Annotated in this window: 14 protein-coding genes and 3 tRNA genes; 4 read left to right on the top strand and 13 right to left on the bottom strand. The window is 71.7% G+C overall.

Going from position 1 to position 13357, the window contains the following annotated elements:
* Positions 1-2: 2 nt before the first annotated feature.
* The 3 genes from E2C04_RS02450 to E2C04_RS02440 form a co-directional block, all read right to left on the bottom strand.
* The gene (locus tag E2C04_RS02450; RefSeq protein ID WP_135831399.1) at positions 3-545 is read right to left on the bottom strand and encodes a hypothetical protein; all 543 of its coding nucleotides are present in this window, start codon (positions 543-545) and stop codon (positions 3-5) included.
* 139 nt (positions 546-684) lie between these two features.
* Positions 685-3510 (bottom strand): FAD/NAD(P)-binding protein, encoded by a 2826-nt coding sequence (locus E2C04_RS02445; protein WP_202977863.1) that lies wholly within the window; start codon positions 3508-3510, stop codon positions 685-687.
* 84 nt (positions 3511-3594) lie between these two features.
* Entirely contained in the window at positions 3595-4122 is a 528-nt protein-coding gene (locus E2C04_RS02440) for a GNAT family N-acetyltransferase (protein ID WP_170213480.1), read from the bottom strand.
* 154 nt (positions 4123-4276) lie between these two features.
* On the opposite strand from E2C04_RS02440, the gene E2C04_RS02435 reads away from it, so the two are divergent.
* The gene (locus E2C04_RS02435; RefSeq protein ID WP_135831398.1) at positions 4277-4921 is read left to right on the top strand and encodes a PaaI family thioesterase; all 645 of its coding nucleotides are present in this window, start codon (positions 4277-4279) and stop codon (positions 4919-4921) included.
* Positions 4922-4936: 15 nt separating this feature from the next.
* On the opposite strand, the gene E2C04_RS02430 is transcribed toward E2C04_RS02435, so the two are convergent.
* The gene (locus E2C04_RS02430; RefSeq protein WP_135831397.1) at positions 4937-5284 is read right to left on the bottom strand and encodes a cupin domain-containing protein; all 348 of its coding nucleotides are present in this window, start codon (positions 5282-5284) and stop codon (positions 4937-4939) included.
* Between the two features lie 51 nt (positions 5285-5335).
* On the bottom strand, positions 5336-6805 hold the full coding sequence (locus tag E2C04_RS02425) for an NAD(P)/FAD-dependent oxidoreductase (protein WP_135831396.1): 1470 nt from the start codon (positions 6803-6805) through the stop codon (positions 5336-5338).
* Between the two features lie 235 nt (positions 6806-7040).
* On the opposite strand from E2C04_RS02425, the gene E2C04_RS02420 reads away from it, so the two are divergent.
* The gene (locus tag E2C04_RS02420) at positions 7041-7982 is read left to right on the top strand and encodes an ATP-binding protein (RefSeq protein ID WP_135831395.1); all 942 of its coding nucleotides are present in this window, start codon (positions 7041-7043) and stop codon (positions 7980-7982) included.
* A gap of 7 nt (positions 7983-7989) precedes the next feature.
* Here the strand turns inward: E2C04_RS02420 and E2C04_RS02415 are convergent, their stop codons facing one another.
* The 3 genes from E2C04_RS02415 to E2C04_RS02405 all read right to left on the bottom strand — a co-directional run bounded on the left by E2C04_RS02415 (position 7990) and on the right by E2C04_RS02405 (position 8697).
* Entirely contained in the window at positions 7990-8346 is a 357-nt protein-coding gene (locus tag E2C04_RS02415; protein WP_135831394.1) for a metallopeptidase family protein, read from the bottom strand.
* A gap of 103 nt (positions 8347-8449) precedes the next feature.
* Positions 8450-8526 (bottom strand) — tRNA-Asp (locus E2C04_RS02410).
* Positions 8527-8624: 98 nt separating this feature from the next.
* Positions 8625-8697 (bottom strand) — tRNA-Glu (locus tag E2C04_RS02405).
* Between the two features lie 101 nt (positions 8698-8798).
* Here E2C04_RS02405 and E2C04_RS02400 point away from each other — a divergent pair.
* Positions 8799-8872: transfer RNA gene (locus tag E2C04_RS02400), tRNA-Phe, on the top strand.
* 239 nt (positions 8873-9111) lie between these two features.
* On the opposite strand, the gene E2C04_RS17570 is transcribed toward E2C04_RS02400, so the two are convergent.
* Entirely contained in the window at positions 9112-9636 is a 525-nt protein-coding gene (locus E2C04_RS17570; protein ID WP_158630563.1) for a hypothetical protein, read from the bottom strand.
* Positions 9637-9758: 122 nt separating this feature from the next.
* Between E2C04_RS17570 and E2C04_RS17565 the strand changes: the two genes are divergently transcribed.
* Complete coding sequence (locus E2C04_RS17565; protein WP_158630562.1) at positions 9759-10022, top strand: hypothetical protein; 264 nt, start codon at positions 9759-9761, stop codon at positions 10020-10022.
* A gap of 19 nt (positions 10023-10041) precedes the next feature.
* On the opposite strand, the gene E2C04_RS19140 is transcribed toward E2C04_RS17565, so the two are convergent.
* The 4 genes from E2C04_RS19140 to E2C04_RS02375 all read right to left on the bottom strand — a co-directional run bounded on the left by E2C04_RS19140 (position 10042) and on the right by E2C04_RS02375 (position 13350).
* A complete protein-coding gene (locus tag E2C04_RS19140) occupies positions 10042-10281 on the bottom strand; it encodes a lytic murein transglycosylase (RefSeq protein WP_238694403.1) in 240 nt (79 codons plus the stop codon).
* A complete protein-coding gene (locus tag E2C04_RS02385) occupies positions 10221-10793 on the bottom strand; it encodes a hypothetical protein (protein WP_238694402.1) in 573 nt (190 codons plus the stop codon). The genes E2C04_RS19140 and E2C04_RS02385 overlap by 61 nt, the downstream gene beginning before the upstream one ends.
* Positions 10790-11659 carry a phosphate ABC transporter ATP-binding protein gene (locus tag E2C04_RS02380; protein WP_135831391.1) on the bottom strand — a complete coding sequence of 290 codons (870 nt, stop codon included), beginning with the start codon at positions 11657-11659 and terminating at the stop codon, positions 10790-10792. The genes E2C04_RS02385 and E2C04_RS02380 overlap by 4 nt, the downstream gene beginning before the upstream one ends.
* A 110-nt stretch (positions 11660-11769) precedes the next feature.
* Positions 11770-13350 (bottom strand): Ig-like domain repeat protein, encoded by a 1581-nt coding sequence (locus E2C04_RS02375; protein ID WP_135831390.1) that lies wholly within the window; start codon positions 13348-13350, stop codon positions 11770-11772.
* Positions 13351-13357: the final 7 nt, after the last annotated feature.

Raw genomic sequence — 13357 nt, 5'->3', positions numbered from 1 at the left:
GGTCAGCCGGCTGCGCCGGACTCGGTCTCGGGGTCGACCTCGCCGGACTCGTCGAGGTGGTCCTCCTCGGCGTGGTCCTCGTCGGCGTGCTCAGCGCCCTCGGCGCCGACGACGGTCACGCCCTCGCCGACCATCGCGTCGGGGCCGTAGCAGGCCATCTCGGCCATCGTCGGGAAGTCGCTGGTGACGCAGAGCAGGGTCAGCCCCTGCTCGAGGCGCCAGATGGTGGGGCTGCTGGTCTCCGCGAGCGCGTCGACGCTGGGCGCCTGGAGGACCTTGACGCCGGCGGCCTTCTCCAGCTCGGTCACCATGCGGTCGCGGGTCTCCTCACCGTGCTCGGAGACGAGCGCGGCCTGGTCCTTCGCGTCCGCGTCCTCGGCACCGGGCAGCAGGCCCTCGTGGTCGAGGAAGAGCACGCCGGTGACGCCGACGAGGGCGAGCACGGCGAAGGCAGCGACGCGGCCGGGGCCGGCGCTCTTCGCGAGCGGCAGGGTGATGAGGCCGGCCACCACGAGGGCGGCGATTCCGAAGAGGACGAGCAGCACGGGATTCTTCCTTCACGACCAGCCACGCTGGTCAGTCGACAGGTCTCGGGGCGGGGTCGCCGCGACGGAGCCTAACCGGCCGACCTGTGTGGCGCCTGAGCGCGCCCGCCCCTCGTCCCTGACGGGGCGGCGTACGACGTCAGACGCTGAGCGCTCCCGGCGTCAACGTGGCCGCACGGCGCTGGTCAAGTGGCGACGGGCGGCGGTCCAGGCGGGAGTGCAGCAGGTCGCTCGCCTGCTGCTGGCGACCGGCGCGCACCAGCGCGTGGAGCATCGTCTCCTCGACGATCTCGCGCTGCGCGGCCGAGCCCCCGGCGCGCACCAGCATCGGCTGCACGTCGGCGAGGAGCGCGGCGGCCGTCGTCCAGTCCTGGCGGAGGAAGGCCTGCAGCCCCTCGACGACGGCCAGCACGATGCCCTCGATGACCGGGTCACCGGAGCCGACGCAGTGGTGGCGCAGCGCCTCCAGCCGGTCACCGTCACCCGTCGCGGCGATCGCGAAGGCGGCGTGCAGCGCCACGAACGGCGTCTGCGGCGCCCGCAGCAACGCCTCGTCGACCACGTCGAGCACCGGCGCGATCGGCGGGGGCGGGGTCTCGCCGACGAAGGCCGGCGGCACGGCCAGCCCCGACGCGGCGGTGTCCCAGTCGGAGACGGCGACCCGCCAGCGCCACAGCAGGGAGGCGGAGTCGATGAGCGAACGGACGCCCGTCACTGTCGGCGGCGCGAGCTGCGAGTAGTAACGACCCCGCAGCGCCTCGGTGTCACCGAGGGCGAGGTCGTGCAGCGCCGAGTGCCACGCGAAGTGGGCGCGGTGCGACGCCGAGCGGCCGCTCGCCTGCACCCAGTGGTCGAGCCAGACGCGACCGGCGTCGTGCTGACCGGTCTCGTACATCACGTGGGTCTGGGCGTGCACCGCGTGGCCCGACGACGGCTCGCACGAGAGCGCCGACTCCGCCAGCAGGCCGGCCTCGTCGAAGCGGCCCTGGTCCTGGCGGGTGAAGGCGAGCAGCGAGATGTACCACCAGTGGTCGCCGTAGGCCGGCGCCAACCCCTCGACCAGGTCCCACGCCTCGCGCTGCACGTCGACGACGCCGGAGAAGGCGATCGTCGGCACCGCTGCGGAGACCGCGAGCACGTCACGCGGATAGTTGGCGACGTGGCTCATCAGCGCCCGGGCGCCGGAGTTGCGGACGTCAGAGACGCGACGGGTGATCACGTCGACCAGCGAGGCCTCGCGGTCGTCGCCGCGCTTGAGCACGGCCTCCTGCGCGGCCGACAGGGAGGCGGCCACGTCCGTGTGCGCCCCGGACTCATGGCCCAGCATCGCCAGCGCCGCGTGGGCGAGCGCAAAGGTCGGGTCGAGCTCGGTGGCCTCGCGGATCAGGTCCTCGGCACCGTCCTGGAGGAGCATCAGCCGCTCCAGCCCGGCGTTGTACGACGCCGCGGCCTCCGCCGTCGTCGACAGCGGCAGGCCAAGCGGGTCGCGGGGCCGTGCCACCGGGTGGTGGCCCCCGACGACGCGGCCGTCCTCGAGCCTGCGGGGCAGCGGAGCCACCGCGTCGAGCACCTGGGTGGCCACGGCCAGCGCCTGGGACCGGATCTCCGGCACGGCCGTCGACTCCCAGAGCTCGCCGCGGCGCAGGGCGCCGAGGGTCCAGATCGGCGCGTCGGAGTAGCCGTTGGCGTCGAGCAGGCGGCCCTCGTCGGTGCGTACGCCCATGCCTGCGGTCGCAATCGTCGCCAGCGCCGCTCCCGCGCGCGGACGCAGCAGGTCGTCGAGGAAGGGGTTCTTCAGCAGCCGGACGTCGGTCTGCGGACCGGTGCAGTTGACCACCCAGCCGACCTCGCGACGCAGGCCGTCGGAGAGAGTGACGGCAAGGCCACCGCGGGAGAGCGGCTCGACCTCGAGCACCTCGGCCGCAGTCGTCACCAGCTTCTCGTCGCGCCACAGCTCGTGCAGACGGGCGTTGCTCGACGGCGACATCTTGTGGCGGGCGACGTTCCACGCGCCGGCGTCGGTGCGGACGAACTCGAGGCGGTCCTCCTCGCTCATCCGGCCCCACAGCGCGGCGACCTGGAAGCGGAGGCCGTCGATCGCCGGGCGCCAGTCGCCGGTGGAGGCCTGGACGCCCTCGACGTGGCGCAGGGCAGCCGCGCGGATCTCGGCCAGCGACGAGCCCCAGTCGGAGATGTCGGGGATGGTGGCCAGCTTGGGCACCTGCAGGTGGGCCTTGGGCAGGCGGCCGCTGCGCGAGATGGCGTGCAGCGCGCGGTCGGGGCGGGCGTCGGGGCCGGTGAGGCTGAGCACGACGTCGACCATGGTGAGGCCGGTGCCGACGATGAGGACGTCGGAGGGGCCGGTGCGGTCACGGCGTACGACGTCGAGCGCGCCCGGCGCCCACGGGTCCGGCACGAAGAAGGGGCTGTCCTTCAGCGCCTGCGGCGCCCAGGCGTGGCCGACGGTCGGCAGGCCGGTGCCGACGACGAGGGCCTGGCCCTCGATCTCGCGGCCGTCGTCAGTGCGCACGGCGACCCCGGAGGCGGTGCGGCGCACCTCGGTGGCCGAGGCGCGGACGTGGTGCAGCCCGGCCAGCGGGGCCGAGGCGCGCGCGTCGGCGAGGGTGTCGTCGAGGTAGAGCGCAAGGTTGCGGCGCGGCTGGAACGAGTGGGGGTCGACCGCCTCGGGCAGCTCCCGGTCGAGCCAGGCGACGAAGTGGCCGGGGTCCTCCGGGAGCGCACTCATGCCGGCGGCGACGACGTTGAGCAGATGGGCGCTGTCGGGGGTGCCGAAAGCGGTCCCACGACCCCAGCGGTCGGCCGGGTCGACCAGCACGATGTCGATCCCGGTGGAGCGACGACCGGCGGTGCGCAACAGGTGGATCGCAGCGAGCGTGCCCGCCGCGCCGGCCCCGACCACGACGATCTTGGGGCGACTGCAGTGCGCGACGTCACGAGATGTCACAGATCCACTCCTCGAACCGGAAAACTTTTAGTCGATCTTATTACTCGACTTCATGGATCGACAATCCCCGCGCCGCGCGCCCCCTCACCGCCCGGTCGCAATCCAGTAGCGCCGCTTGCCGTCGACCACGTCCTCCAGCACCGCGCCGTGGCTGAGCATCGTGCGCCACGACGCCTCGTTGTCGTCGTCGCAGGTGAGCAGGACCCGGTCGAGCCCCAGGGCAGCGGACCGCTCCAGCGCCAGCCCCAACGCCCGGGTCGCGATCCCCTCGCCGCGGCGGGACGGACGTACGGCGTAGCCGATGTGGCCGCCGTCGCGACGCAGCGCGTCGGTCAGCGAGTGCCGCAGCGCCAGGAAGCCGACCAGCTCGTCGCCCTCGACGATCCACAGGTAGTCGCACCTCACCACCCCGCCCGTCCACGGCAGGCCCTCCCCGTCGCGTCGCAGCTGCTCGACGAGCCGCTCGAGCCGGGCGAGCGAGACGTCCTCGAAGCTCTCGAAGAGCCAGCCCGACCCGTGCATCGTGGCGCCGACGCCGCCGAACTCCGCGACCACCTCCGTCCACGAACGGTGCAGACGCGGGTCGGGAGCGACGAGTTCAACGGGAGCCATGTCCTCATGAGACCACCGGCCACCGACAGGACTCCACCCGAATACCGGCCCGGGTGTGACAGGAGCGTGCAGCAACGGCGTACGCGTGTGATCTCGCTTGCAGTGGAGCTCGCGGAGGCAGGGCCCAGGCGTGCCGCGACCTAGAATCGAGCCCATGTCTGACTCCCCCCAGAGCGTCTCCCCCGAGCTCTACACCACCTTCACCCAGAGCGTCCGGGACCTGGCCGACGCCACGCTCCGCACCAACGCCGGAGCCGAGGCGATCGCCGCCGCGCAGGCAGAGATCGAGGCCATCACCGCCCGCCTGGCCGCCGACCAGATCCCCGGCACCCACGGCGAGCACTGCACCGGCCCCATGGGCGTGGCCGGCTGGGGCAACACGGTCGTCGGACTGCGCAACGCCGCCGCGATGCCGCTGCACTTCACCTACTCCGACGACGGCAACCGGCTGTGGGCCGACTTCACCCCCGGCGCGCTCTACGAGGGGCCGCCCGGACACATGCACGGCGGCGTCATCGCGATGCTGCTCGACCAGGCGCTCGGCGAGATCGCGGTCCGTAGCGGCCGCCCGGGCCTGACCGCCAACCTGAGCATCAACTACAAGCTGCCCACCAAGCTCAACACGCCGCTGCGGATCGAGGCCTGGTACGACCGCACCGAGGGCGTCAAGACCTGGACCGCCGGCACCATCACCTCCGAGCAGGGCGTCTGCGCGGAGGCCGAGGGCCTCTTCATCCTGCCGCGCTGGGTGCGCGACCTGCCGCCCGAGGAGGCGGCCAAGCTGCACCAGCACGACTGACGTACGTCGGCCTGCTCACTCGTCGTCGGCGTGCCCCAGCACGGCGACGGTGAGCAGGACCGCCGAGTCCTCCACGGCCTCCAGGTCGTGGCGGACCAGCGGCAGCACCAGGTGGTCGCCCGCCGCGCCCTCCCAGGTCTCGCCGCCGGCGTGCAGGCGTACGCGGCCGCGCAGCACCTGCAGCGTCGCCTCGCCCGGGCTGTCGTGCTCGCCGAGGCTCTTGCCGCCGCTCAGCGCGATGACGGTCTGGCGCAGCTCGTGCTCGCGCCCCCCGTGCAGGGTCCGCGCGCTGCGGCCGGCCTTCGCCTCACCCGCGGCGGCGAGGAGCTCGTCGACGAGCGTGGTCAGGGACGTGCCGTTCATGAGGCCTCCTGGGATCGTGCGGTCCTGCCCCCAGCATGCACCCTCGCCGGCTCAGCGGGTCTTGGCGCCCCGCTCGTTGGCGTCGGTGAGGCGGGCCTCTTCGGCCGCCTGCTGCTCGAGCTCGGCGCGACGGTCCTCCTCGAGCCGGTTGGCGTCGTACTCCCCCGGTTCGGAGACCAGGTCGGCCGCGCCGCCCTCGAGCCGCTGCAACGCCTGACGCGCGAAGATCTGCTGCACGGTCGTGGTGCGCTCGGAGCGACCCCGGCCGATGAACGAGATCGCCCAGTGCAGCAGCGCGGTGATGCGGCCCTTGAAGCCGGTGATGTAGAGCAGGTGGATGAAGAGCCACATCAGCCAGGCGATGAGGCCGCTGAGACGCAGCTTGCCGATCATCGCGACCGCCCGGAAGCGGCTGATGATCGCCATTGAGCCCTTGTCGAAGTACTTGAAGGGACCCTGCGGCGCCTTGCCCTTCAGGCGTCCGTCGATCTCCTTGGCGGCATACTTCGCGCCCTGGATCGCGACCTGCGCGACACCGGGCAGGTTGTCGAGGCTGATCATGTCGCCGACCACGAAGACCTCGGGGTGGCCCGGGAGCGTGAGGTCGGGGTTGACCGCGATGCGGCCGGCACGGTCGAGCGGTGCGCCGGTCTGCTCCGAGAGGGTCTTGGTGAGCGAGGAGGCCTGCACGCCGGCGGCCCAGATCTTGGCCACGGAGTCGATGCGCTCGGTGCGGCCGTCCTTGAAGGCGATGGTGAGGCCGCGTTCGTCGACGTCGGTGACCATGGCGCCGAGGATCACCTCGACGCCGAGGTTCTCGAGCTCCTTCTTGGTCTTCTCGCCGAGCTTGGCGCCGAAGGGCGGCAGCACCTGCGCCGCGGCGTCGACGAGGACGACGCGGGCGGAGCGCGAGTTGATCGCGCGGAAGTCGTGCTTGAGCGTGCGGTGCGCGAGCTCGGCGATCTGGCCGGCCATCTCCACACCGGTCGGGCCGGCGCCCACGACGACGAAGGTCAGGTGGTGGTCGACGTTGTCGCCCTTGCTGGCACCCAGCTCGGCCATCTCGAAGGCACCGAAGATGCGGCCACGCAGCTCGAGGGCGTCGTCGATGCTCTTCATGCCCGGGGCGTGGGTGGCGAAGTGGTCGTTGCCGAAGTACGACTGGGTCGCGCCGGCGGCGACGAGCAGCGAGTCGTACTCGGTCACGGTGCGGCGGCCGAGGACCTCGGAGGTGACGAGCTTCTTCTCCAGGTCGATGTCGATGACCTCGCCGAGCAAGGTCTTCGCGTTCTCCTGGTGCGCCAGGACCTCGCGGGTCGGCGGCGCGATGGAGCCCTCCGACAGGATGCCGGTCGCCACCTGGTAGAGCAGCGGCTGGAAGAGGTGGTGCGTGGTCTTGGCGATCACGGTGACGTCGACGTCCGCGCCCTTGAGACCCTTCGCGCCGAAGAGCCCCCCGAACCCGGAGCCGATCACGACGACACGGTGACGATCCGGACGGTGGTCGGTCGGGGTGGCCATGCGATGGTGCCTTTCCTGAGACTGGCGAGCACACGTTAAGTTCCCAGTCTCACCCCAAACAGACGTGCCACCCAAGTTCCTGACCCCGTAGTGCTTGTCACACGTGAGGAACGGGTCTCCTTCAGGTACAAAGGAGGCGGCCCGGAGGTTTGCCCCCATCTCGGGAGGGGAAGATGGGCCATGCTTGGCCTGACCAGCCGCAGCGTTCCACACCCCGAACTGCCCGAGGACCTCTGTGCCGCTCAACAAAGAAGCACTCCAGCTGGACGCATCCCCGACGTCCGTCGCCGCGGCGCGCCGTTGGGTCGTCCAAGTGTGCCGGGAGCTCGGGCGTGACGACCTCGTCGAGTGCTCCGAGCTGGGTGTCTCCGAGCTGGTCACCAACGCGATCCTGCACGGCGAGGGCCCGCTCAGCGTCCGCGTGCGCGGCACCGTCCACCACCCGCGCATCGAGGTGTACGACGGCTCCCGGCGCCCGCCCGTCCTGCCGTCGGACCCGTTCCGCGAGCACGTCGACCACGATGACGACGACGCCTTCCTGACCACCAACGGCCGGGGCCTGGCCCTGGTCGCCATGTCGTCGACCGCCTGGGGTGCGTCGGTGGAAATGCGCGGCAAGGTCGTCTGGTTCGAGCCGGCCCGCGCCGTCCACGAGCACTACCCGCCGGGGATCATCGACGGCGTAGAGGACCCCGACTCCGAGTGGACGCCGCTGCCCGACTCGATGTCGGTCCAGCTGAAGGACGTCGACGTCCCGCTCTTCCTCAGCACGATCACCCAGTACAGCAACCTGCGCCGCGAGCTGCGCCTGCTGGCGCTGTCGCACGACCACGACTACCCGCTGGCCGGCGACCTCTCGCAGATGTTCGCCACGTTCGAGAAGCAGTTCCCGCCGTCCTCGCTGCACAGCATGTCGGCCGCGCTGCTCAAGAGCGGCGACCGCGCCGACCTGACCTTCGTGGCCTCCCCGCGCTCCAGCCAGATCTTCCGCACCATGTTCGACATGTTCGAGCTGGCCGACTCGTTCTGCCGCAACCAGCGCCTGCTCTCCCTGGCCCGTACGCCGGAGCAGGTGGAGCTCCAGCACTGGCTGCTGACGGAGTTCCTGCGCCAAGCCGACGGCGAGCAGCCCACCTCGTGGTCGCAGCACGAGGACGGCCGCGCCCACGCCTCCTGAGGCTCCCTCAGGCGTAGCCCAGGTCGTGCAGCCGCCGGTCGTCGATCCCGAAGTGGTGGGCGATCTCGTGCACCACGGTGATGCCGATCTCCTCCACCAGGTGGTCGCGGTCCTCGCACATCTCGATCAGGGGACGGCGGAAGAGCAGGATCCGGTCCGGCAGCGCGCCTGAGTGGTTGGCCGGCCGCTCGGTGAGCGCGAGCCCGTCGTAGTAGCCCAGCAGGTCCGGGTCGTCGTCGGGCGCCTCGTCCTCGACCAGGACGACGACGTTGCGCACCAGGCCGGCCAGCTCGGCCGGAACCGCGTCCAGGGCCTCCTCCACGAGCGCGTCGAACTCCCGGGCGGTGACGTCGGTGAACTCCACGCCGCGAGCCTAGTCAGGGCGTCCCACGACGACGTACGCCGCCGGGTGCCGGAAGCCGGCCAGAAATGACTCAAGGCCCGCTCCGAAGAGCGGGCCTTGAGGCTGGCGACCCTGACGAGACTCGAACTCGCGACCTCCGCCGTGACAGGGCGGCGCGCTAACCAACTGCGCTACAGGGCCTTGCTTGTCTTGCTGTTTTGCTCCTTGCGAAGCGAGTGGAACTCTAACCCATCCCCGTCCGGACTTCCCAATCGGGGGCCCTGACCGCTTCCGGGTCGTACCCCCAACGGGATTCGAACCCGTGCTACCGCCGTGAAAGGGCGACGTCCTAGGCCGCTAGACGATGGGGGCTAGCAACGCTTCACAGCATAGGGGCCGCTCGATCAACTCCCCAAACGGGGCCGACCGCGTTTTCGCAACCTCCGCGGGCTCATGTATGGTTTCACCCGCTTGGGCAGGTAGCTCAGTTGGTACGAGCGTTCGACTGAAACTCGAAAGGTCGGCGGTTCGACCCCGCCCCTGCCCACAAGCACCGAAGGGCCCGACTCCGGTCGGGCCCTTCGGCATTTCAGCCCGGCGGAGCCGCTTCGGTGGAGTTCTCCAGTCACCTGGTGACCACAGGACTCCAGTCAGAGGCGCGTCACCCGCTGCACCGCGCGCACCGCCGCGTTGTCCCGGCCCAGCCGCGTACACCCAGCAGCTCCCCCACCCGCCGCGCTGTGTCGCAGGGCGCCCCGAGCACCTGACCCCAGCCGAGCCTGACCGTCACGTGCCCGGCCAGGGTCGAGGCGACGTCCCGCTCGAGGTCGCGGAACCGGTCGCGCGCAACGGAGTGGTACGCACGCCCGTCGAGCTCGACGATGACCTGCTGCCGCTCGGCACGTCGCACCGGTCGGGGCCGGCCAGCGAGACCTGTCGTACGCCGCGCGGCAACCCGTGGAGGCCCTCGACCCGCCGCAGGTATGCGTGCTCCAGCACGGAGTCCGCCCCGTGCTCCAGTCCGTCGAGCACGTCCTCCATCAGGGGCCGGCGCGACCACCGATCCCGTCGGGCCAAGGAGGCACGCAACCGCTCCACCGTCGTGTGACGCGTCTGCACGGCATCGGTCAGGACGCCGACAGCCGTACGGTCATCGACTGCCTGTGAAGCCACCAGCACCACCGCCTCCTCCGTGCGCAGCCGAGGCGGGCTCGCTGCCCAGAGCACGCGAGGCCCGAGGTCACGCCCGCGTCGTACGACGATGTCGGGTGGCGGCACCAGCCGCCTCTCCTCCGCGACCACGACGTGCATCGGCCCGTCCGTGCTGGCCGTCCGCAGGCCCGAGGCGCGCAGCGCGGACAGCCGTCGAGGGCCGACGGCGCTGTGAGCAGGACCGCGGCCCACGCCGCCTGGCGCCAGGTGAGCGTGCCGGTGTGGTCGACGAAGACCCCGCGGTGGACCGGCGCCAGCAGTCGACGGCGCACGAGCCGACGTACGACGTGGTCCCCCAGCCCGGCAGCCACCAGCTGCGCGCGGCTCACGACCCCGTCCTGGGGACCAGCGAGGGCGAGGAGCTCGGGCGGCAGCGACATGTGGCCAGCGTGGCCTCCGCGAGCCCTGTCCCGCTGGCGCGCCACTGGTCGCTGTGGAGAACCGGTTCCCATCAGCTTCGGTGGAGTTCTCCAGTCATCTGGTGACTGCAGAACTCCAGTCAGCTCACTGGACGGCGAGCCCGTAACGGTTCGCCGCGGCGTACACCGCGTTCACGTAGCCGTTGTCGTGGTTGTAGGAGAAGATCGCGGCGTTCCAGCCCGACGAGGTCGTCAGGTCGTGGCCGTCGAAGCAGAGGTAGGCGGCAGCGGACGCGGCGGCGTCGTCGATGTCGTGCGGGTCCTTCACGCCGTCGCCGTCGCCGTCGCGGCTGAACCGGCTCCAGGTCGACGGGATGAACTGCATCGGCCCCATGGCGTGGTCCCAGGTGGGGTTGCCGTGCAGCGCGGCGGTCTGCGCCGTGGAGCGGATCGCCGCCAGGCCCTCACCGCCGTCGAGGGCCGGCCGAGGATCGGCGAGGAGGAGCGGCCGTCGCGGCCGAGCGTACGACCGCCGATCGTGCCGTGCTGCGACTCGACCCAGCCAATGCCGGCCAGGGTGGTCCAGCCGAGCTCGCAGCGCTTCGGGGCAGCGAGCGTCGCCCGGGCGTACGCCGTCACGGCCGGCACCGGGATCCCGGTGGCCTGCGCGGCCCGTGCGGCCCAGCTCGCGTCGACCTGGGGCAACCGGCCCCTCCCGCCGCGCGAGGCGGCGACCGGACGGCTCACCTGCGGGGTGACGGGCAGGGCGGCGCCCGCCCGGACCTGCTGCCCGGTCACCGAGGCCGAGCGGTCGGCCAGGAACTCCTGGGCCAGCACGCCGGTGGCGCCGAGCCCCACGAGCGCGGCCACCACCGTGAGGGCGACGCCAGCCCTCACCCGAACCGACCGTGCACGTAGTCGGCGGTGCGCTGGTCGCGCGGACGGGAGAACATCGCCTCGGTGTCACCGTGCTCGACGATGACTCCGGGGGTGCCGTGGGCAGCGAGGAAGAAGGCGCACTGGTCGGAGACCCGCGCGGCCTGCTGCATGTTGTGCGTCACGATGACGATGGTGACCTCCTGGGCCAACTCTTTCATCGTCTCCTCGATGACGCGAGTGGAGGTCGGGTCCAGCGCGGAGCACGGTTCGTCCATCAGCAGCACCTTCGGCCTGATGGCCAGCGAGCGTGCGATGCAGAGCCGCTGCTGCTGCCCACCGGAGAGCCCGCCGCCGGGCGCGTCGAGCCGGTCCTTCACCTCGTTCCACAGCCCGCCGCGGGTCAGGCACTGCTCCACGAGGTCGTCCTTGTCGCTGCGCGAGGCCCTGGTGCCGGTCAGCTTCAGGCCGGCCAGGACGTTCTCACGGATCGACATCGCCGGGAAGGGGTTGGGCTTCTGGAAGACCATCCCCACCGCACGGCGGGCATCGGTCAGCTTGAACTGCGGGTCGTAGAGGTCGTCGCCGTCGAGCAGCACCTCACCGGCCAGCGCGGCCGACGGCACCAGCTCGTGCATCCGGTTGAGGATGCGCAGGAAGGTCGACTTGCCGCAGCCGGACGGCCCGATCAGCGCCGTGATCCGCCCCGCGGGCATCGTGAGCGAGACCCGGTCGAGGACCTTCCGGTCGCCGAACCAGGCAGTGACCTCACGCGCCTCGAGGGAGGCCAGCGAGCGTCCGTCAGCACCGTCGAGCGGCGCACCGGGGGCGGCAGGCGCCTGCGGCGGCACGGGCGGGAGGACGGTGGTGCGGTCGTCGAGCGTCATGGGTGCGTCCTTGCAGTCGTACGAGGTGGGGTGCGGGTGGGCGGGCCCGGCGCGGCTCGTGGCCGGCCGGACCCGCCCGGTGGGGTGGCGCGGGTCGGCGCCGGTGAGGGTCAGCGCTGGCGGATGACGAAGCGCAGCGTCGAGCCCTTCACGGACGTGGGGCCGGTGTAGGTGGCGACGAGGGTGCGCTTGCCCTTGGCGAGCTTCTTCAGGGTGAGCGTCACGCGACCGTTCTTCACCTTGCCCTTCGCGACGACCTTCTTGCCGTCGCGGATGACGACCGTGCCGGTCGCCTTCTTCTTGTTGGCCAGGGTGACCACCACGGCGCCCTTGGCGCGCTTGCCCTTGGCGTTGGTGGCCTTGAAGGTCTCCTTGAGGCTGGACTTCACCAGGACCGGTGCCTTGGGGCCGGCGACGGTGAAGGTGCCCTCGCTGCTCACCGAGCCGGAGAAGACGGTGCCCTCGTCGGCCACGAAGGTGGCCTTGACCGTGTGGGTGCCGGCCGAGAGGCCGGTGACGGTGCGGGTGGCCCTGCCGCCGCTCAGCAGCGCGGTGCCAGCGTCACGACCGTCGACGGTGAACTCGACCAGGCCCTGCGGCTTCAGTGCACCGCCGCCACCGACGGTGGCGGTGATCTCCAGCGCGCCGGCGACCTTGGAGACCGCGGCGACGGTGGTGCTGGTCTCCACGAGCGCCGTGGCGAGGCTGGGCGCGTCCTGGGTCGCGACGCCGCAGGCGCCACCCTCGGCCTGGCTGAGGAGCTGCTCGAAGCCGGCGTCGGCGATCAGGGGTGCGGCGGCCGGGGAGCAGACGAAGCCGGTCGGGCCGAAGATCGAGGTGATCTCGGGCTTGGCGACGTCGGCCTGACGGACCACGTTGTAGAGGGCGCGGGCGGCCTCGAAGCCCTTCGTCACGCGCAGGGTGCCGAGCAGGCCGGCACGACCGACGGAGAAGGGCGCGACGGCGTTGGGGTCGTCCTTGACGGGCGAGTCGTCGTGCTCCTGGACCTCCTTGACCGCCTTGCTCAGCGTCACCTTCACGCCGCTGTTCATGGTGGTCAGCTCGCCCTCGAAGAAGGAGCGCGTGCCGGAGCCGGCCTGCGGGATGAGCGGGACGATGGTGCCGGCCTTGCCGCCGACGGCGCTCCAGTCGGTGATGTCGCCGGCGTAGATGCCGACGATCTGGGCCGGGGTGAGGGTCACCGGGGCGTTGGAGGTGGCGGCCACCGCCATGCCGAGGGTGTCCTTGGCGAACGGGAAGGCCTGGAGGTTGGCCGACTTCTCCGCGGCGTTGAGGCCGGAGGAGGAGCGGGCGTAGTCGACGTCGGGGTTGTTGCCGGCGCCGTGCAGCAGGCTCTTGCCCGCGCCCGATCCGTTGGGACGGGTGATCGGGCTGGCGCCCTGGACCAGGGTCACCGTGGCCGAGTTGGTCTGGGTGCCGGTCGCGTCGACGGTCTTGGCGTCGAAGGAGACGAGGCGTCCCGTCGTACGCCCGGCGTTGTAGCCGGTGAGGCCGCCGTGGCCCTCGGCCAGGTAGCTCAGGGCGTACATGGAGGTGTCGGAGCCGGCGCCGACGACGTCGCTGGCGACGGGGGTGAAGGCGGGGTCGGCCTGGGCCGGCGCCACGAGGGCCGCCGTCGAGACGAGGACCGACGTGGCGGCCACGCCGGCGAACAACCTGCGAACGGACATCTGGGTT

The organism is Nocardioides daphniae (assembly GCF_004777465.1).
GTDB classification, from domain to species: Bacteria; Actinomycetota; Actinomycetes; order Propionibacteriales; family Nocardioidaceae; genus Nocardioides; species Nocardioides daphniae.
The sequence above is the reverse complement of the archived record's forward strand: the minus strand, read 5'-3'. Positions and strand labels throughout refer to the sequence as shown.

What these genes read in the sequence shown, in the direction of transcription:
- E2C04_RS02430 (WP_135831397.1), bottom strand. Translation starts at nt 5,284, where the DNA reads ATGAACGGCACGTCCCTGACCACGCTCGTCGACGAGCTCCTCGCCGCC.
- E2C04_RS17570 (WP_158630563.1), bottom strand. Translation starts at nt 9,636, where the DNA reads ATGCACGTCGTGGTCGCGGAGGAGAGGCGGCTGGTGCCGCCACCCGAC.
- E2C04_RS02440 (WP_170213480.1), bottom strand. Translation starts at nt 4,122, where the DNA reads ATGGCTCCCGTTGAACTCGTCGCTCCCGACCCGCGTCTGCACCGTTCG.
- E2C04_RS02380 (WP_135831391.1), bottom strand. Translation starts at nt 11,659, where the DNA reads ATGACGCTCGACGACCGCACCACCGTCCTCCCGCCCGTGCCGCCGCAG.
- E2C04_RS02435 (WP_135831398.1), top strand. Translation starts at nt 4,277, where the DNA reads ATGTCTGACTCCCCCCAGAGCGTCTCCCCCGAGCTCTACACCACCTTC.
- E2C04_RS02375 (WP_135831390.1), bottom strand. Translation starts at nt 13,350, where the DNA reads ATGTCCGTTCGCAGGTTGTTCGCCGGCGTGGCCGCCACGTCGGTCCTC.
- E2C04_RS19140 (WP_238694403.1), bottom strand. Translation starts at nt 10,281, where the DNA reads ATGCAGTTCATCCCGTCGACCTGGAGCCGGTTCAGCCGCGACGGCGAC.
- E2C04_RS02425 (WP_135831396.1), bottom strand. Translation starts at nt 6,805, where the DNA reads ATGGCCACCCCGACCGACCACCGTCCGGATCGTCACCGTGTCGTCGTG.